This window comes from Leptospira interrogans, from assembly GCF_900156205.1.
Classification (GTDB): Bacteria; Spirochaetota; Leptospiria; order Leptospirales; family Leptospiraceae; genus Leptospira; species Leptospira interrogans.
The window spans coordinates 207043-227513 of sequence record NZ_FTNA01000002.1 but is presented as its reverse complement, the minus strand read 5'-3'; the positions used below and the strand labels follow the sequence as shown (position 1 = coordinate 227513).

14 protein-coding genes and 1 pseudogene are annotated in these 20471 nt (G+C 32.1%); 8 read left to right on the top strand and 7 right to left on the bottom strand.

Features of this window, described 5'->3' with window-relative positions; genetic code table 11:
• Positions 1-388: 388 nt before the first annotated feature.
• Both BW942_RS02565 and BW942_RS02560 read right to left on the bottom strand, forming a co-directional pair.
• Positions 389-1129, bottom strand: coding sequence for an SIR2 family NAD-dependent protein deacylase (locus tag BW942_RS02565; RefSeq protein ID WP_000657518.1), 741 nt, complete (start codon positions 1127-1129; stop codon positions 389-391).
• Entirely contained in the window at positions 1126-1671 is a 546-nt protein-coding gene (locus tag BW942_RS02560) for a DJ-1 family glyoxalase III (protein WP_001127205.1), read from the bottom strand. Before BW942_RS02560 ends, BW942_RS02565 begins: the two co-directional genes overlap by 4 nt.
• 158 nt (positions 1672-1829) lie before the next feature.
• Between BW942_RS02560 and BW942_RS02555 the strand changes: the two genes are divergently transcribed.
• Together BW942_RS02555 and BW942_RS02550 are read left to right on the top strand one after the other, a co-directional pair.
• Entirely contained in the window at positions 1830-2948 is a 1119-nt protein-coding gene (locus BW942_RS02555) for a PHP domain-containing protein (protein ID WP_000231432.1), read from the top strand.
• A gap of 754 nt (positions 2949-3702) precedes the next feature.
• A complete protein-coding gene (locus BW942_RS02550; RefSeq protein WP_000959932.1) occupies positions 3703-4629 on the top strand; it encodes a S1/P1 nuclease in 927 nt (308 codons plus the stop codon).
• Positions 4630-4942: 313 nt separating this feature from the next.
• Here the strand turns inward: BW942_RS02550 and BW942_RS21655 are convergent.
• The 3 genes and pseudogenes from BW942_RS21655 to BW942_RS02520 form a co-directional block, all read right to left on the bottom strand.
• Positions 4943-5823: pseudogene (locus BW942_RS21655) on the bottom strand (FkbM family methyltransferase).
• A gap of 900 nt (positions 5824-6723) precedes the next feature.
• Positions 6724-7050: a hypothetical protein gene (locus BW942_RS02530; RefSeq protein WP_001001933.1), complete on the bottom strand. Its 327-nt coding sequence runs from the start codon at positions 7048-7050 to the stop codon at positions 6724-6726.
• A gap of 560 nt (positions 7051-7610) precedes the next feature.
• Entirely contained in the window at positions 7611-9206 is a 1596-nt protein-coding gene (locus BW942_RS02520; protein ID WP_001180837.1) for a methyl-accepting chemotaxis protein, read from the bottom strand.
• A 12-nt stretch (positions 9207-9218) separates the two neighbouring features.
• Between BW942_RS02520 and BW942_RS02515 the strand changes: the two genes are divergently transcribed.
• The 5 genes from BW942_RS02515 (at position 9219) to BW942_RS02495 (ending at position 15885) form a co-directional block, all read left to right on the top strand.
• The gene (locus BW942_RS02515; RefSeq protein WP_000713528.1) at positions 9219-9398 is read left to right on the top strand and encodes a hypothetical protein; all 180 of its coding nucleotides are present in this window, start codon (positions 9219-9221) and stop codon (positions 9396-9398) included.
• 758 nt (positions 9399-10156) lie between these two features.
• Positions 10157-10657, top strand: coding sequence for an SRPBCC family protein (locus BW942_RS02510; RefSeq protein WP_000697175.1), 501 nt, complete (start codon positions 10157-10159; stop codon positions 10655-10657).
• A gap of 1434 nt (positions 10658-12091) precedes the next feature.
• Positions 12092-14284: a TonB-dependent receptor gene (locus BW942_RS02505; RefSeq protein WP_000656800.1), complete on the top strand. Its 2193-nt coding sequence runs from the start codon at positions 12092-12094 to the stop codon at positions 14282-14284.
• Between the two features lie 26 nt (positions 14285-14310).
• On the top strand, positions 14311-14871 hold the full coding sequence (locus BW942_RS02500; protein WP_000738272.1) for an LIC_11695 family lipoprotein: 561 nt from the start codon (positions 14311-14313) through the stop codon (positions 14869-14871).
• Between the two features lie 447 nt (positions 14872-15318).
• Positions 15319-15885: an LIC_11695 family lipoprotein gene (locus BW942_RS02495; RefSeq protein ID WP_000753426.1), complete on the top strand. Its 567-nt coding sequence runs from the start codon at positions 15319-15321 to the stop codon at positions 15883-15885.
• Positions 15886-16292: 407 nt separating this feature from the next.
• On the opposite strand, the gene BW942_RS02490 is transcribed toward BW942_RS02495, so the two are convergent.
• Positions 16293-17489, bottom strand: coding sequence for a polysaccharide deacetylase family protein (locus tag BW942_RS02490; RefSeq protein ID WP_000947641.1), 1197 nt, complete (start codon positions 17487-17489; stop codon positions 16293-16295).
• 45 nt (positions 17490-17534) lie between these two features.
• A complete protein-coding gene (gene tyrS / locus BW942_RS02485) occupies positions 17535-18752 on the bottom strand; it encodes a tyrosine--tRNA ligase (protein ID WP_000354445.1) in 1218 nt (405 codons plus the stop codon).
• A 32-nt stretch (positions 18753-18784) separates the two neighbouring features.
• Here tyrS and BW942_RS02480 point away from each other — a divergent pair, with 32 nt between their 5' ends.
• Entirely contained in the window at positions 18785-20437 is a 1653-nt protein-coding gene (locus BW942_RS02480) for a glycerol-3-phosphate dehydrogenase/oxidase (protein ID WP_001165152.1), read from the top strand.
• The last annotated feature ends 34 nt before the right edge of the window (positions 20438-20471 follow it).

Genomic DNA, 20471 nt, shown 5'->3' with positions numbered 1-20471 from the left:
TGAGTTTTCCAACGCGATTCATAAAGAGCGTTGTGTTGAGTTTTCCCTATTTTTGGGTGGGGGACGGAGGTGGTAAGGTTCGGAAAATTTTTTTCTATCAGAAAAACATACTTTTTGCAAGTAAAAAGACTCATTCTTGTCGGAACACTTGAAAAATGTGCCTTTTTGAGCCTAGAACGGCGATCCATAGAAAGCCCGTTCTGTTGAGTTCATTTTGATTCTAAAATCCTATTCAACTTGTGGGGTTGGTTATGGCTCTCTCCTATGTTTCTTGTATGCAATTTATTAACCAGAGTTAAAGAGCCTACTAGTCTGGCTTGTTATAGGCAAGCTGGATCGTCTCGATTTTATTACGACGTACTCAAGTTAACATAAGTCAAATGAGACGTTAGGATGGATTGTCTAAAATTTCTCGTATTAATTCTGGTAAAACCTCACCCGTCTTGCCTTGTAGAAATAAATCAACGGAAGAAGAAAAGGAAGAACGTTCCGGGTTGATTTCTACAAGAAGCGCACCAGAGTCCTTTGCGATCTGCGCTAGATAAACGGGCATACTGACAGAACCCGAAGTTCCAAGAACGAGTAATAGATCTGTATGTTTCATTCTTTGGATAGAAAAATTCAATTTAAAATCATCATAACTTTCTCCGAACCAAACGACTCCTGGTCTTAAAAAAGAATTACAATTCTGGCATTGTGGGGGAAGAGGAGTTGTGTTTTCAGATATCGTTTCCTTAGATTCTTGTCCGCAAGAAATACATCGATTGATAAAAATATTTCCATGAATTTCGGTTAACTTTTTAGAACCTGCTTGAGAATGGAGCCCATCCACATTTTGGGTGATTAGAAAAAAATCAGGATGTATTCTTTCTAATTCTACAAGAGCAAAATGTCCAGGGTTGGGACGTTTGGTCTCGATGATATTTCTTCTCCAAAGATACCATTCCCAGACTAGTTTAGGGTTTTTGGAAAAAGCTTGAGGAGTTGCAAGATCTTCCGCTCTAAAATTTTTCCATAGACCTTCACTTCCACGAAACGTAGGAATTCCACTTTCGGCAGAAATACCTGCTCCGGAAATTGCGCTAATTTTTTGAAATTTATCTCTGTGTTTTGTTATAAATTCTTTCATGAAGCCAGTTGAAGGGCTGATTTTACTTTTAACATGGATTCTTCTCCAGATAGAATTTTAACGAGTTCTAAAGCAAATTCAAATGCGGAACCAGGGCCTATGCTCGTAATTATTTTTCCGGAAATTTCTAACCGGGAACCAGTGTAACCGGAGTTATTCGATATAATTCCTGGAAACGCAGTAAAACGATCCTTAGATGTTAAAATATTTTGATGTACTAAAATACTAGGAGCTGCGCAGATTGCGGCGATCCATTTGTTTTTTTCTTTTGCATTTTTGAGAAGTTCTGAAACTTTTGGTTCTGCACTTAAAACTTTTGTTCCACCTCCACCTCCTGGAAGAACAATCATATCAAAATCTTCGAAATTAATTTCATCTAATGTTGTATCTGCTAAAATACGTATTCCTCTGGACGCCTTTACTGGACCTTCTTTTAGAGATGCGCTTAAAACTTCTATTCCGGCCCTACGAAGAACGTCTACTATGATAACTGCCTCCATCTCCTCCATTCCTTCTGCAAATGGAACTAAAACCTTTGGCATAAAATACCTCCTGGAAAACTAATTTAAATTATCTATAAATGAAAGATTACAAATCTCTGACATTTTAAAAAAACTTCTAAAAAATCCGAATATAAAAATTGAAAAAGAAAAGAATATTTTTTTTCAGAAAATACGGAAATTTTGAAATGGAATTTATCATGGTATTTAAAAGAAGAATTCATCCTAGAGTCCTGTATAAAGTTTTAGGCGCGTTTACTTTTTTTGTTATTATACATCTTCTTACTTCTTTTATTTTAACAAAAGATCTAAGATTGACCAAAAATTCTCCATTTAAAGGAAATAGAATTTATTCTCCTTATTCTGAAACGAAACATAGATGGTTAAAGATGGCGTTTCATCTTCATTCGGATCGGGATGGTTTTTCTCCTTTTAGAAGTTCTCCGGAAGAGATTCAGGAAAAATATTTAGAAAAAAAATACGATCTAATTAGTATTACGGATTATTTAAAAATTAGCGGAACTGAATCTAAAGATCTTAAGTATTTTCCGGGGTATGAATGGGGAAGGGACTTTAATAGGAAACACATTCTTGCGTTAGGTGCTGAAAGCTTAATTCGAGATTTTTTTCCTCTATATGCTTCTAAAGAAAATATACAATGGACGATTGATCAGATGCAAAAATCGGGAGCTTTTATTGTGATAAGTCATCCCGGTTTAGAAGGATCCATTTCTTATAAAATTTTAGAACGTTTACAAGGAGTAGATGCAGTGGAAGTGTTTTCTACTTACGGAGATACTTTTGAAAATTGGATTCGACTTTTAGATCAAGGAATTCCGATGTTTGCAACGAGTGGGGACGATTTGCATTATTTTCCCGGAGAATTGATTCGAGCTATGAAACTTCCTCTTTATCAGAGAATTTTTCATGAACTTACTTTTTCAGATCAAAATGAAGGAGAGGCTTTTGTTCGTTATATTTTATTGAATACCCATTCGACAGAACGGGATGAAATTATTCGGAATCTTAAAAAAGGAAATTATGTTTCTGTAATAAAGATTGCGGATTATATGGAAGATCCTAAAATTACGGAATTAAAATTAACAAAAGATCGGATCTTTGCGGAGTTTCCAGATAAATTTCTCAAAATAGTATTTATTGGAAAAAATGGAAAAATTCTCAAAGAAGATCAACTAGAATTTAGATCTTCTTATCAATTTCAAAACGAAGACGAATATGTAATCGTGAAAGTAACTTTTTCTTCCGGGTATATATATTCAAATCCATTTTATAGAACCTCTAACTCTGATACAAAATAATATTTTTATCTAAACGTAGGATTCATTTTGAAAGTGAATTCTGTTTTATTAAAACTATAGAACAAAGTGGCTACTTAGAAAATTACATAATAGTGTATCCAACCAATCATTTACACATCAATTCAAAGTAAGAAAACCGGGGCGAATCGGCTTTGCTAAACTGTGCTTTTAACTCCAATCAATAAATTGTATGAAAGAAGCGTAATGTGATATTTCGTTTTAATTGATTATAGAACGCGATCTGTTGAACTCTCCAGAAACCCCAGCAGACCTCTCTAAGGATCGGCATTCAGGGAGTGATCTCTAAAGTTTGAAAGAGTGTTTTGCTGTGCTGAGTTTAGTTACGCCTCATAAAGTTGATTACCTAAATTTTTATCTAAAAACCTATTTCGAAGCAAAATTCTGTTATATAGTTTTAATATAAATTTTTATCACAAAATTCCGTTTAGATTCAAAATATTATTCATCCTTATAAAATTAGTTACCTAAGAATCTATCACAAAGTGTTGCTTCTGTAAGTTTGATAAAATCCAATGCAAAAGCGCAATTGAGGATCAAGTGATTTTCAATTGAATATTTGTTTTGTGACTTTACTGTTATATTTTCAATAAAAACATTTATATCATATCTTAAAAAAATTATTTTTTTTGTTAAATTTTTATATGTATACTTCCTTTTATTATTTTTAATATTTTATTTTTTGAATATAATACTTAAGTAATTTTTATGTAATAAAATAAAGTTTTTAAAAATTTTGCTTGTATTTCAACAAATTCAATTTAAGAAAAGGAGTTTTATGAAAAAGGTTTTTTTTCAGATAAAGTTTTTAACTTTTGTGATTATTTTTTTATTATGTAATTATAATGTTTATGCTTGGGGATGGGAAGGGCATCGTACAATTGGAATTATTGCGCAACAATTATTGATAAATTCTAAAAAGTTTGATCCAATAAATGATATTTTAGGAGATCTAACTTTAGAACAAATTTCTACTTGTCCGGATGAGTTAAAAGCATTTCAGTCTCAAAGAAGAGAGATGAGTCCAGTTTGTAGTCAAGTGTTTAGCAGTCCAGCACCTCCGACAAATACAGGTCCTTGGCATTTTATAGATATTCCCATTTCATTGACGAATCCTACCCATGACGATATAGAAAAAATTTGTAAATCTACCTGTGTAGTAGCTGAAATTAATAAATGGAGTAGTGTGTTAGCGGATACAACTCAGACAAAAGCAAAACGATTACAAGCTCTTTCTTTTGTTGTACATTTTATTGGGGATTTACATCAACCTTTACATACTGCGGAAAGAAACAATGATCTTGGGGGAAATCGGGTGAGTGTGCAAATTGGAAAACGTAAGACTAATTTGCATAGTATGTGGGATATCAATTTAGTAAATTATATCAGTACAAACCCAGTCACGGTGACTATTATTTTAAAATCGGACATAGCTTTTGCACAAAGTGAAACTCAAATGAATCCTGAGGTTTGGACGTTTCAAAGTTTTCATTTTGCTCGCAATGTCGCTTATGATGGAATTCCAAGTGGTCGTTCAATTACAAGAATTTCAGATTCATATATTCAAAATGCGTTGCCAGTTGTAAAACATCAGCTTGCAAATGCAGGCGTTAGATTAGCTAGGCATTTGGAGAAATTATTTTCTAAGCCTGGTTCTGAATAATGCTAAATTAGTATTTAATAATATATTGAATTTATAGATTAATTAATTTTTTGAATATCTGTATGTTATATAATATGTATTATGGGAATTTAATGGTTCGTAGTTAAGTTTTGGAGAAATAAATTTTTATTACTCGATTTATAAAAATTAGTAAGTGTCTATTTTTAATAAAAAGTATTTTATGGGTGCTTTGTGATTTTGGTCGTATGAAAAGTCTAAGCATATATATTATTCTATTTTTGAAATATAATATCTGAGTAGAAAGTAAATTCTTAATTATGTAGAATTAATTTTAATAGACACAATAAAAAGCTTATTTTGATTTTTTATAGAAAATGTAATTATAAAAAGAAGAATAACTCTCTTTATGAAATATTGTTTCATGTTGGTATTTTTCAATTTTATGAAAACCTGATTTTTTCATTATCGAAACAACACGAGTAACATGATCAATTTCATTGTCATTAAGTTCGATTGATACTGATTTTAATTTAGGATTGTTCAATATCTTTACGCCTCCTTTTATAATTTTATACCCAAAATTATCAACGTCGATTTTAATATAATTTGGAAGAGGTGGTTTGTACAGATCAACAAAGGAATCGATTGTATAAGATGTTATAGCTTGTCTACAGTTAATTTGAATAATTCTACCGCCAACTTTAGTTTCTTTTATTATATCTTTTTCACTAAAAAAATTCATAGTACCTCCGGGAGTATCAGAATTCATATGAAGATAACCAAGAGAGTTAAGATCATTAAATGCTATTGGATAGGCACTGATGCTTTGGTCCATTTCGTTTAAAAATATATTTCTATTCAATAAAAAAAATTTACTGCAGATGGCTCAAAAGCTAATATTTTTAAATTCTTATTTAAATTTCCTGCATATATAGAATAATTTCCTATATTAGCTCCAATATCCCAAAAAACAGAATCGTTTGAAAATGTTTCTATCCATTCAATAGTCTCAGGTTCTTGTATAAATAAAGTTTGAGCCTTCCAAATTGTAATTGGTCCAAAACCAAAAAATTTAATTTTTCCTTTTTCTGTTTTGATTAATATATTTTCGAAAGATGAGTATAGATCTAAATTGATAATCTTTTTTATAATTTTATCTAGTTTTATTAAAGTTTTAAATTTGCAAATTAAAGGCTTTAAAAGTTTTGTTATTTTGCCAAAAATCAAAAGCATATCCTCAACTTCCCATAATACATATTATGTCCCTTTATGGGGAAACTGGGGAAGAGGGGTTGCTCACGGGAGCGATCTTCTTTACCAGAAAGTTGTCGTCCAAGCTTGTCGGTGAAAGTCCGATCCGGGTAAACGCCAGAGCCCGGTAGCTATTCTCGGATGTTTTTGGGCAACCGGAGATGTCTGCAGCGCTGTTAGATTAACAGTAGAAATACCGGACAAAGAGTCGAGCCTGTCGTAGTGAGGCGAAGACAATAGAAGAAGCGAAGATTCTGGAAATGCAGCTTCGAAGAACTCCTCGGCGTAAGGAAAATCCTGATGAATTTCATAGCCAAGAATGGTTCAACTGCACTGAACTCGACAATTTCTCACTTCTAATTATACCAAAAATTACATCGGTTGTGGGACCGATGATCTGATAGGATCTCTCACGTTCCGTCGTCGTCCACTTTCACAACATTCCGATCCCCTTACGCCGAACTTACATTAATTAGAAAGTTATTATTTGTTTAGTTTGTTGATAAAGATGTTTGATTTGGGTAAACACTGAAAAGCTGGTAGAAAATTCTGGATATTTCCCTAAATAAAATTTCTAGGTAAAATCACTGTTAGATGATAATGTTGCCAAATAAAAAATTTATTTTACCCAGAACGTTATCTTTAGAGTTTGTTTTCAAACCTCAAAGAATTTTACGAGATAATTTTTTAGAAATTTTTAATAATATGCAGTAGTTCCTACAATTAGGTCCCATTTGCGAACTTTCAAGCAGTTTTAATCTCGTTAAACTTTCGTAGTAGTTCCCACACATTATGGGTTTTGGAACAAGCTCTTAAATTTTTTTAAAAATAAATAATGGTGCTCCATTTATGAAAATAAGATAAAACACCATTTAAAAATTTTTAATAATACTGGCCGAGACTGATTGTAACAATAGTTTTATTGTTATCTTTTTTGTTGATACATTCACATTTAACTTGAGCCGACTGACTATAATAACCTTGTTGCGCGGAAAAGCCTGGGGCTGCTTTGCAACTTTTGTACATTCCCTCGTTTACCAAACGATTACATGCCTCTTGAATCGCAGCTGCAGCATCACTTGCTTGCGAAAATACTTTTCCAGGCAGCAACAAAACTCCAGTTAAAACTAAACTTAAAAATAACACTGTTTGAAAATGTTTTTGAATCACGTAAAAATTCCTCTCTTTACGAAGAGAGAATTCATTCATGATTTGTTAAAATTTCAAGAGAGAATCATGAATTTTGAAATAAATTTTTGAAAATTCTAAAGATTTTCTAAAAGTATAAGTTTTCTTGCTATAGACAGAAATAACGTGAATTCTGAGTAAAATCCATTTTTGAGCTTGTCCCAAAACCTCAAATAATTTTACGCAATAATTCTTTAGAAATTTTTAATAAAATGTAAGTTCCTATAAATTAGGTTGTATTTGGGCAATTCGCGAACTTTCGAACGGTTCTAATTTTGTTAAATTTTCATAGTAGCTCGTTTCTTCTTTACATTTTGTGAAACTCAAATCCACTCCTAAGGATCGTTTGATAGATTTTGGGACAAAGTTCTTTGTCAAAAAAGTTGAGATCTAAATTTTTACACATCGATTTTTAAAATGTGAGAACTACTGCACTGCAGATTGCAAATCAGGATTTTTATGAACAAATTCTACAATTGTAAGAACTCATAAATTGCCTCAAAATCCTTGGTATACTATTTTATAGGAATTTACAGAATCGATTTTAAAAAGGATAAAAAATATTTTTTAAAATTTCGAAATCAACTTTCAGATTGAATACTTAAAAGTCTAAGTTCAGAAGCTTGGGTTTTAATTCTTACAATTTCCTCTTGGAGTTGTCCCGAATCTTCGTTGATTTGATTGATTTCAGAACCTAAATTTCCCATCGTCTGAACCATCTCTTTTTGTCCCAACATTTGCTCCTGAGTAGATCTGAGAATTTTTTCAGAAGTCAATTTAATTCGATTCACTTCTGAGACAAATTTTTGGATAATTGATTTTTGCTCTAGATAGAACTGATTCATCTTATCGATTCGATCTGCGGTATCTAAATTTTTCATCTTCTGATTTTCCGTCAGATTTCCAGTTTCTGTAGATGCAATTCTTGCCTCTTCAATAAATTTTCTGGACTGATTGACAATTTCAGAAATAGATTTGGCATTACTGGAAGTAAATTCTGCAAGTTTACTTACTTCATTTGCGACTACTGCAAACCCTCTTCCGGCTACACCTGCCCTTGCGGCTTCGATCGAAGCATTCAGAGCAAGCAGGTTAGTTTTATCTGCAATTTCACTCATAATTCGATTGATTTCGTCTACTTTGTTAAACGAATTCGAAATATCCATGAGATAGGATTTTGTTTTTTCTGCAGCGATCGTTACGTTTTCCATATCTATTTTATTCTCTTTAGCAAAAATGGCGAGAGCTTCACTTAGAGAAGCGCTGTTTTTTAAGATTTCGTCTAACTTTTCTGAATTGCCAACAAGTTCGCTTAAACTCAAATTCTGGGTTTCGATAGAATGTGTAGTGTTTGAAGAGGAAACGGAAAGTTCTTCAATCACTGCGTTGACTTCTTCGATAGCAGCAGCTTGGGATTCCATCTTTTCTCCGGTTCGATTGATAAATTCCGCGAACTTACGAATTGAAGATTCCAAATTTTCAGCTGAATTTTCCAATACTTCACGATCCTGAGTGAGTTTCTTTAAGAGGTGTTGAGAATCTTCGTAAAGCCTTGAACCTTCTGTAGTAAGTTTATCAAAAAGTTTCATCAAATGAAAAAGAATCACACTGGCAGTAAATACGAAGGTAACTTTAATGATCTGGACGGAAAATATCAGGCTACCTGGATTTTTACCTATTTCTGGATCTTCTGTGAGAATCATACCACCTTTCCAAGCTACAAAAACTGAAGTAATGATGCCTAACGCAGAAAAAACACCAACCAGAAGTATGAATTTCTTTTCACCTAAAAAAGACGAATAAAGCATGATGTAAAAGTAAATAAAGAATATAAGCATATTAGCGAGTATGCCGGAAGATACTTCTGGCTCGATAGAACAATCTACCATGAGAGTTAAAGAAAGAATGTTAACATCAAAAAGAACTAACGTTTTCTGAAATCGAACTCCTACTTTACCGGCCCGATGAAGAATAAATTCTAAAAGACAATAAAGTCCCATTAAAGTTGTACCGGCTACGTGTGCGATTACTTGAGTGGGATGATTCGTTTTAGAAACGCTGATTAATGTAAGAGAAAAAAGAATGACCAATCCGAAACGAATTCGATTGATAACTACGGCACCTTCTTTCCAAATCTGATGGATGGAAGATTTTTCGGATTGGATTGGATTCTGCATGAGAATGCTCCTATGAAGAAGTTCATTTTGAAAGTGCGGATAAAAAAGAAAAGCAAAAACTTCGGAATAAAAAAATCGGATTTAAGCGTCCGTTGTAAAAAGGTAAATTCAAAGGATGTAATATTCCCAGTGTTAAATAAAAAAGTAAAAAGACACTTATCTTTTCTAGATGTTTCCCATCCTGAAAAATGAAAAAGTTTATAAAATTATAACGAAAAGACTTCTAACTTAAATTTTATAACTGTGCTTTTTTAAGTCAAAAATTATCTGAAACATTTGTTGTCATCACTCCTCTAAACAGTAAAATTTATAATTTTAAAAATAAGTACAACCTAAGATAAGTTTTGAAAATATTTACTAAAACAGAAAAATGTTTGAGTGAGAATTTATTTTGATTTGTAACAGTAAACTTTATTTTTATACAATTGAAACGAATATTTTTCGGAACAAAAGTAATTTCATTTCTGAAATTTTTTTATAAGTTTAAAATTCTGGTAAACTAGAAATCCCTTATTATTATTCTATTAAATTCTGTGCTTGTGGTTTATACAAAATCAAATTCCAAGTTTACACTTTGATTACAAAATCTATGATACATCTTTGAATAGGTTTATAAGAGAAGATACTTATAAGTTCGAATAGAGTATCCAAAATTCTGTCTTTAAACTGAGATTTGGTTTAAAATTTATGGTATTTTTATATAGGAATGAGTAGTACAAAATTATAAGATTTACTTGACAAGAAATCTTAGATTATTAACGAATGAATGGCTCCTTTGGAAAAATTTAGGAGAGAAAATTTTGAGGGTCTATGTAAAATCCAAAAAAAGAATGATTATCCAATCAAATTTCAGCATAGAAGCTCTGTTTGGCGATGATCATAGTAGCTAAAATTTATTTTATAGAGATTTCATTAAGTAAAATTTTAAAAACATAATAAAGGAAAAAATAATGAAAATATTATTCGGTTTATTAGGAACGATTTGTATTCTTGGTTTGGTTTTTTTGGGTTTAGGAGCTTTTGCAAATCCGAAATTTGAAGGTGACATTTCGGGAACGATAAATGCGCCTGTGAAAAAAGTATTTCAACATCTGTTAAATTTAGAAGAGATTCCAAAATATAGAAAAGAAGTGGTGGATGTAATTCTGGAAGGAAAAAACACAAAAGGATATCCGATTTGGAAAGAAGGAACGGATATGGGGGGATATATTCATTTCGAAATGACTGAAAGAGAAGAAAACTCTCGGGTTCGAGTTGAAATGAAAGAAAGTAGCTTTGGAATGAAAGGATCTTGGGATTATAGATTGCAACCTGATGGAGACAAAACAAAAATTACGATTAGTGAGGTTTCAGAAGTTTCTAGTATTCCAATTCGAGCGATTTTTATGATTGTTGGAAAAGATGCAAATCTCAAGAAGGAACTTGAAATCTTAAATAATGTTTTTCCTTAAAAGAGTTTTATTAGAAATCTTGATCGTATTTAATTTGAATTTAAGAATTGTTTGTTATCCTAAAATTTGATTTTTCAATCATGAAAGGAAAATACAACACATTCCATAAAATTTTGTTAGAATGTGTAAATTTTTTAAAGGAACGTAGGATACAATTGAATTATTGTATATGTTAAAGTTCTAATTTTAAAATGTGAAAAACTTTAACTCAACTTCTGTAAGTTTTCCAAAAATTGAAAATTCACCTATAATTTAAAAAACAATATGCAAAAAATAGAGATTACTTTTCATTTGAAAACAAGTCATAATTGTTCTTCGAGTTGTTATTTAACGTAAATTCTATGTAAGAGATCCTTACATAGAATAGAAAGAACTTTTAATACGAATATCTACTTTAAAACCAGAATTCTGAGTATTTAATACGAATTCGAGAATTTGATGTAAGAAGAAAAATTTTTCTTAAAGTCTGTAATTCTATTAGATGATTTATGTTTAATTTCCTAAAGACCTCAAAAACAATAGAGTTTCCACGTTCATTTTTCTATTTCCACAAAAAATCAAATTCTATAAAACAGATCAGTTACAAATCTCAATAACTAAAAATGATTGTTTAAAAATCTGTAATGTGGCTTGGCTTAATTAATTTGTAGAAATTATTACCACAAATTAAAATTTCACCCTACTACTCTTGTTTTCTCCTACTTAACGTGAGTTCGACATAAAGAATCCCGTGATTCATTTTCTAAAAAAGTTAGAATTTGAACTTTGCAGATCCTATCCCTAAAATGTGGGAACTCCCGCAAATCACGATTTTAAAAACAAATTCTAAAATTGTAGGAACTCATACTTTTGGAAAATTCTTTCTTGTTTTCTTAGGTCGAGTTTCACGTTAATTTTGAACGATTAGTAATATTATTTTTAGAGAAGTCCTTTTTATTTTTATATGTCATCACAACGTTTCTTTTGATAGATCTGATTTTTTTATCCAAATCGGACCATTTAAATTAATTTCAATTTATAAAATAGTTATTTTGTTGGTATACTTTTTGATTTCTTAAATGTGAATTTTATAGTAACAATAATTGTCAATTGGGTTCCAATTTTACGAAATCAGCTTTTTCTCAACCGAAAACTTTCATTTGATCCATTTTTAACATAATTGATTTTGAGTCCTAAAATCATATATCCTCTTTACAAATAAAACAACTTATTTCTAATGTGTTCATGTTATATAAGTTTGTTGTTCTATCTTGTTTCCTAAGTGATGCAGTTAGAAAGTATCTTTTAATTTTAAAAAATACAACTCAGCACATAACTTTAAAAATAAGATTCTTAAATTCTAATGTTATTTTTAATTTTTATAAATCATTTATTAGAATATTATTATTTATAATAACACTCACTCTTGATGGACAAGAGTCTACCCTCCCTACTTTGAAAGAAGAAGATAAAAAAACTTCTGAAAAAGAAAACGGAATTATGGTTCAGGGTAAAAAAGATAAAAGGGATATTGAAATATTCAAAACCCCGAGTAGTATTTCTAGATTTAATGAACAGGATATTTTAGATAAAGGTATATCTAGAACTAATGATATTGATAAGCAAGTTCCAAATTTTGCAATCATAGATTCGGGCGCTCGTAATTTTACATATTATAATATTCGAGGAATGAGAAGTACTCTTTTCAGTGACCCTTCCGTTGGTTTGATTGTAGATGGAGTTCCTCTTGTCGATAACGTCGCATTAAACACGGAACTATTTGCACTAGATAGTATCGAAGTTCATAGGGGTTCTCAAGCGACTGTATTTGCAAAAAATTTCCAAGGTGGTGTGATAGAGATTAATACCAAAAAACCGAATAATATGCCTCAGGGCAGATTTATGGTTGATTGGGGGAATTACAAAAAGAAGGAATATTCTTTTTTTTATAATACGCCTCTAATTAAAAATAAACTCTATATAAGTATTTCAGGAAAATCTACTCAAAGAAATGGATATTTAAATAATGTAAGTGGATTTAATTACCCTAATAATTTAGTTTCTGACATACCAATTGAAGTTCATAAAACACATCCAGATGGACGAAGAGGAAAATCTGGAAGACTTAGATTGTTTTGGACTCCTTTAGAAAATTTAGAAGTCGATTTACAAACAAACGCCGAAAGTTTTGACGACGGCTCCTTAAATATAGTCAATTACCTTGCTTCAAAAACGGAAAGACGCAAAAGCCTAGTAAAAGGATGTGTGGTTAGCCCAGAAGTTTGCGATAAAAATATCCGCACTTATATCAATCGTACGAAAGCAGTTCGAAAAGTGTTTTGGGATTATGAAGGTGTTTCAAATACAACTGGGAAAACATATTCCAGTAATATTACCTATAAATTGCCTAAGGCAATTTTTAAGACAGTTTATAGCATTAGAAAAATGGAAATTGATCCTTTAATTGTGGATGGAGATTTTACAAGAAGTCCGGTAATTAAATCCGAATATATAGAACATTCCACAACTAGAACTCACGAGACAAGTATAGAATCAAAAAATAAAAAAGAACCATTACAATTTAAAATCGGAACATTATTTTATCATAAAATATCTGATAAAGAGTTTATTCAAGAACGTTTGATGCAAGCGTATACATATAATGTGCTTAAAGGATTAAATGCTCCCGCTAAAGAGATACATCATTCCAGAGTTGTAGATAAATCTTTCAGTTTTTTTACTCATAATAGTTATACGTTTTGGGAAAAATTTACTCTTACCTTAGGCGCCAGAATTGAAACTCAAAAAATTGGTATAGGTCACAGTCGTGATGCGAGAGGTGTTTTATTCGATAATCCTTATGGAGACGTAAGAATTTTATCCCCCCACTACGTTCGAAACGATTCCTATCGTTACAACGTTTCTAGAATCATTTTTGATTATAAACCTATAGAGTCTTTGATGATTTTTATCGGTTTAAGTCGCGGATATAAAAACGGAGGATTTAGTACCGTTGTTAATCAACCATCACTGGCTGCATTTAAACCAGAGATCAACGATACACTGGAAGTAGGAATCAAATCTAAATATTTCAACGAAACCTTAGGAATGAATCTCGCTTATTTTTATACGGAAACTGCGGATTTTCATGTAATCAGAGCTATTTCTATAGCTGAGGCTATCAATTTGAACGCCGAAAAAGTTACAATTCGAGGGGCTGAAATGGAAGCCTATCTAAAACCTCATAAATCATTACAGCTTGGTTTTTTAGCAGGATATACGGAAGGGATTTTTAATAAATTTTATGATCGGATTTTAAATACAAACTTTGATGGTAAACATGTACATTTTATTCCACAGTATGACGTAGTCAGTTATCTGCAATATCGTTCTTCGCCAGGTTTGTTTTTCAGATATGAATTTCAAGTTGTAGGTAAGATGTATTTTGCCGCAGATAATACGATCTATAGCAGTCCTTATGCGATCACGAATCTGAAAATAGGATACGAAGAAGAACGTTTATCTGCTTACCTTTATTGTAATAACATCAATAATGAATATTATTTTACTTCCTATATAGACGGTACTTTTCAAGCAGTCCCAGGAGCACCACGGACTTATGGATTTATTGTAAATTATAAAATATAAATAAAGTTTAAGGAGATTTAAATTCAATGAAAAAAATGATAAGGGTAGTATTGGCGGTCGTTTTGATGATCACTAACTTATCTTTTTGTAAGCAGGAGGATAATATAAATGTAAATGAAACTCTTGGGTTTTTACTTTTAAAAAAAACTTCTGAAAGTGTGGGTGAAAGTTTAGGGCTTACGATTGCGTTTAGCCATAGATTAAGAAGACCTAATGGAGAAATTTTTTCATGTAAGGAATATTCAACTGCATATTTAGACAAAAGAGCGGAATGGGATGGAGGTCTTGAGGAGTTTGCAAATAATCTCAAAGTGGGAATCAATTTAGATTTAGTAATCGATCGTGTAGATGGTCCTTGTGTGGTTCCAAATAAAGTAAGCGCTTGTATCTACGAAGGAGAAGGAGGAATCAACTCTCCAATTCCTCATTCTTATTCCTATGCTGGAGAAAGGGAGTATTGGGTTCCTACGATGCATTTTTACCAATTACCGGTTCAAACCGCAAAAGAAGCTTGTACAAATACTACGATCAATCGTGGAATTTCTTCAGAGTATAAATGTTACGTTCAAGGAAGATGTTGGGAATAAACTTAATCTAAATTAAAAATATTATAATTTATTTATTGTCATCAGAGTTGTTGAAAGATGAATTCTCTATCCGTTTTTTATTTTATAAGAGCGGTTGATTGAATTAGTTTTGTTAATTTGAGCTGTGGAATTTTTCAACAACTCTATTTTAGAGAATTGTGTGGATCGATTTTCCTGAAGTTAGAGATTTAATGTTGTGTATTGATTCGAATTTTTTGCGCTCAGAAAAATAAAAACAGATTTAAAAATATTAAAAAATATTTTTTTTGCAAATTCAAGTTAAATTAGAGAAGGTCAATTATTTATTATATAATAAGAATATTCATTTTATTTAATTATTAAAATTAAAAATTTAGTTTGCAAAATTAAAAACTAAAGATTGGGTTTTGAGGATTCATTATGAATTACAAAATATAAGAATCAAATTTTAAAGATATGGAGAATACAATGAAAAAAACAATGAAAATGGGAGTCATCTTTTTGGTGATTTTTACCTTATTATCTTTTTGTAAAAATGAACAGAAACAGGATCTACAAGATATTCTTGGAATTTTGCTTTTAAAACAAAATTCACAGAGTGAAGGAGAAAGTTTAGGGCTTACGATTGCGTTTAGTACTAGATTTAAAAAACCAGATGGAGAAATCCTTTCTTGTCATGAATGGACAAAAGCATTTTTAGATAAAAAAGCACTTTGGAATCAATCTGCTCAAAATTTTGTAAAAAGAATGAAAGAAATATACGACTACGATATGGCTTACGATATTATTGATGGTTCTTGTGCGGTTCCCAATAAGGTTGCGGCTTGTAATTATGAAGGTTTTATGGGCATTAATGAGGTCGTTCCAAATGTATATTCTTATGCTGGAGAAAGAGAATATTTTGTGCCTATTTGGAATTCATATAATTTTGCTTTCGGAAATAGTAGTTCTGGAAAAGAGCTTTGTAACAATCTGCAGAGTTTTGGGCATGCAACTCATTACAAATGTTTTGCACCAGGACAATGTTGGGAGTAATTGGAAGATTCGTTTTTGATAATTATTTGATTTTAGAACAATATTTAGAATCAATTTTAATTTATCATAGATAGATAAGAAAGAAAGGGATTTCTTTTAAATGATTTCAAAAAGCTGATTTATTTACTTTATTGTAAATTGTCTTATTCCGTTAGGCTACCAAATTGTATAAGAATTTAAGGAAATTCCTTTCTTTAAAAATTGTGAATATTACTTTTTTGAGAATTCAAAGTGAAAATGATTTAATGTTTTTTATATGATAGGAATTATTTAAAAATTAAAATTTTTATTCAGTAAAATTGTTTATAAGTTTCCCGATAAAAAGTTGTTACTGTAAATGATTTCAGGAAATTCTATCTATTTTTAGAAAATTAACATAGATTTACTTTGAATGCCAGTAAGTAGAATTAATCTTGGCGATCATTAATGATTTCCGGAACGGTTACAAAACTATATCCTTTAGAAAGCATTTCTTGAATAAAATCTGGTAGAATGTAAATCAGTTTTTCTGATTGTCTAGGAGAACCCAAGTGCATTAAAATGATTGCTCCATTCATACCATTTTTGTCTGCTTCTTCCCAACGATATAGAAAATCGAGAGTTTCTGCTTTGGTTTTATAGTTTGGATTGGGGACGATTCTGGTTTTTCCGGTTTGAGGATCTTTTTTATAAATAAATTTCTTATATACAAAATCTGGAATATCTAAAGAGCCCTCCGAGTTGTTGCTCCAAAAAATATGGTGTGTGTAACCTAATCTTCCGAAGGTTTGTATCACCAAAGGGTCAAACCCTCCATAAGGAAGCCTGTAGTATTTAGTCAATGGTTTCCCGGTAATAGATTGGAATTTCTCTTCTACCATTTTCATTTCTTGTTGGAGAAAATTTGCATCTGGAACTTCATTGGAAATGTAACTTAGTAGAGCTCTTTTGTGAAGAGAGGTTTCATATAAACTTCTTGGAATATTATAATGACTCCAAGTATGATTTCCAAAAACGACTCTATTTCCTAATTCCGATAATTTTTTTAAATAATATAAATTGGTATTACTAAAGAAGGAACCATTTTTAAGAGCTGGATTTTCGTTTGAAACAAACAAAGTAATTTTAATTGGAAATTGAGAAAGGTATTCATAAATCAGTTTTAAGTCTTCTCCGGTTCCAAGATCAAATGTAAGTGCAATTTCTTTAAAGCGTGTATTTCCCCGATTGATATTTTTTCCAATTTCGGAACCCGCAAGTGTTTCTAAGTTTGTTTTGTTTTGTGCAACCTGATCGGATAAATCTCCATCCGGGATTGTCTCATAAAGATCCGATTTGAATTTCAGAAGTTCTTCTTCTTTTTGTTGTTCTTCAAGACGAAGAGAGGTTAACGTTTCTTCCAAATCGGTAATATGAAGTGTTTGTTTTTCTACGGTAGCTTCTAATTTAAAGATTTTATTGGTTAGAGTAAGAGCGGAAACAGTGCCTAGGAATGTAAAAAATCCGATCGAAAAAATAATACGAATCGTTCTAAATTTCCGTTCAATTACTTCAGACTCAATTCCGTTTTTTTTAATTTCGGAAATTGTCCTGAAAAGTTCCGATGATTCTTCTTCGCTTAACATAAAGACTCGATTGAAATAAGGAATTTCGAATCCTTCAAATCATTTTTAGGAAATAATTTTTAAAAATTTCCCTTTTTTCCCCTGCCTCACTAGATATTCTTTTCCTTTTTGAATTGGAAATTTTTCGTCTGTAATTTTATCTTCAGAAAGATAAAGCCCTCCCGCTTTGATCAGTCTTCTTCCTTCGGAAACGGAAGGTATAAAGGAAAGTTTACTTAATACCCAAACTAACAAAGGTTCTGGTGTTTCTGCAAAAAATTCTTCCCCTAACTTAATTTCTTTTACATCATCCGGAACGGCTCTGGACTTAGGGTTATGAATTTTTTTCCATTCCTGGATGGCTTCTTCATTTTCAGAAGGAGATGAAAATTGATCCATGATCAATTTTGCAAGTTCGGTTTTTATTTCTTTTGGATGAAGTTCTTTTTTTGCCATTCCATTTTTTCGATTTTCAATTTCGGGCAAAGGAAGATCGGTTAAAAGTTCGAAATAGTTCCACATTAGATCGTCGCTAATTGACATGAGTTTTCCAAACATATCAATTGGGGTTTCTGTAATCCCAACATAATTTCCAAGGGATTTAGACATCTTTTTGGATCCGTCTAGTCCTACAAGTAACGGGAGAGTTAGAACACACTGCGCTTCTTTTCCATATTCTCTTTGTAAGTCTCTTCCTACGAGAAGATTAAATTTCTGATCGGTTCCGCCTAACTCTACGTCACATTCCATTGCAACAGAATCATAACCTTGTACTAAAGGGTATAAGAATTCTATCATAGAGATGGGTTGGCCCGCTTTATAACGTTTACTGAAATCGTCTCTTTCGAGCATTCTAGCTACGTTATATTTAGAACTAAGAACTAAAACGTCTTCGAAATTCATTTTAGAACACCAGTTTGAGTTGTAGACGATTTTGGTTTTAACTGGGTCTAAAACTTTAAAAACTTGGTTCTGATAAGTTTTTGAGTTTTCTAGAACTTCTTCTCTGGAAAGCCTCTTTCTGGTTTCTGATTTTCCGGTAGGATCTCCGATCATTGCGGTAAAGTCTCCTAGTAAAAAAGAAACTTCATGACCCAGGTCTTGGAAATGTTTTAATTTTTTGAGCTGAACAAAATGGCCTAAATGAAGATCGGGAGCGGTTGGATCAAAACCAGCTTTGATTTTAAGAGTTTTTTTCTTTTGAAGTTTGGATTTTAATTCCTCTTCGCTAATCAGATCAACGGTGCCGCGACGGATAATTTCGATTTGTTTTTGAATGTCCATGAAAGAAAATCCGAATTGGATTGTGAAACTTAATGCAAATTTGTAGGGGGAAAGAAACCTGTAAAGCAGGAAGAGTTCTCAAAATGGAAAAACAAAAACGAGTCGATCAAATTTCTAAACTACAAAAAGAATCCTTTGATATTTTAGTAATCGGAGGTGGGTCTACAGGTGCTGGAGCCGCTTTCGACGCAGCAAAAAGAGGTTATAAAACAGCTCTGATTGAAAGAAAAGATTTTGCTTCGGGAACTTCTTCCCGTTCCACCAAACTGATTCATGGTGGGGTCCGTTATTTAGCTCAGTTCCATTTTAAATTGATTCACGAGGCTTTGACGGAAAGGCAGAGGTTATTGGAAAACGCACCTCACTTAGTCAAACCTCTTAAGTTCGTTTTACCTGCATATCGATTTTACGAAAGACCGTATTACGGAATCGGTCTTACTCTCTATGATATTCTTGCGTCTAAGGGAAAACTTCCTTCTCACAAAACGGTTTCTAAATCCGAAACAATTTCCGAGTTTAAAGCCATCAAGAAGGAAGGTTTATTTGGTGGAATTACCTATTACGACGCTCAGTTTAATGATGCTCGTTTGAATGTTCTTTTGGCAAGATCTGCACAAAAAGAAGGAGCCGTAGTTGCCAATCGAATAGAACTCGTTTCTTTTATTAAAAAGAGCGGAAAGATTGTAGGAGCCAATCTCAAAGATTTAGAGACCGCAAAAACCTTTCCAGTTTATACAAAGGTAATCGCAAATACAACTGGAATCTGGGTAGATCACATTCGTAAGTTAGACGATCCAAGAACGTTTAACGTGCTTTCTCCCAGCCAAGGGATCCACTTAGTATTCTCCAAAGAAAGAGTTCCTTGTACATCCGCCATGATCATTCCGAAAACAAAGGATGGGCGAGTCGTATTTATCATTCCTTGGGAAGACCACGTAATTCTTGGAACCACGGATACTCCGATTGAAAATCCAGGAGAAGAACCACTTCCGATCGGAAATGAGGTTCAATTTTTATTGGATACTGGAAACGAATATTTGGAAAATCCAGTCACTGAAAAAGATATTCTTTCCGTGTTTGTAGGAATTCGTCCTTTGATTTCACCAGAGGGAAATCAGGATACGAAGAATATTTCGAGAGAGGAAGTGATTTTAGTTTCTAATTCCGGTTTGGTTACGATGGGAGGAGGAAAATGGTCCACTTACAGAAAGATGGCTGAGGATTTGGTGGATAAACTCATTCAGATCGGAAATCTAGAAGTTAGAGAAAAATGTTCTACTAAATTTTATGTTTATCCTGGAGCTGCAGATTATTCAGAATCTCTTTACCAGGAAATTGAAAAAACATATAAGATCGATACGATCTTTGCAAAAAGGCTTCAAAATTATTATGGAACGGAAGTTTTCGAAGTTTTGGGAAAAAAACCGAAACTATTGGGAAAAGGAATTCCGTATTTCGAAGAGGAAGTTTTGTTTGCGGTTAACGAAGAATTTGCGTTAGGCGTCACGGACGTTCTTGCAAGAAGATTTAGAATTCTATTTGTAGATCTCAGTTTGGCGCAGAAGATGGTCGCTCCTGTGGCTATGGTTCTTTCCAAACAACTCAAGTGGAAGGACAAAACAAAAAAAGCGGAAGAATCCGCTGCAATGGAGCTAATCGAAAGTTTGAGGAAGTCGTATCGATAAGATTGGATAATTTGGAAAAAAGTTAGAATATTAA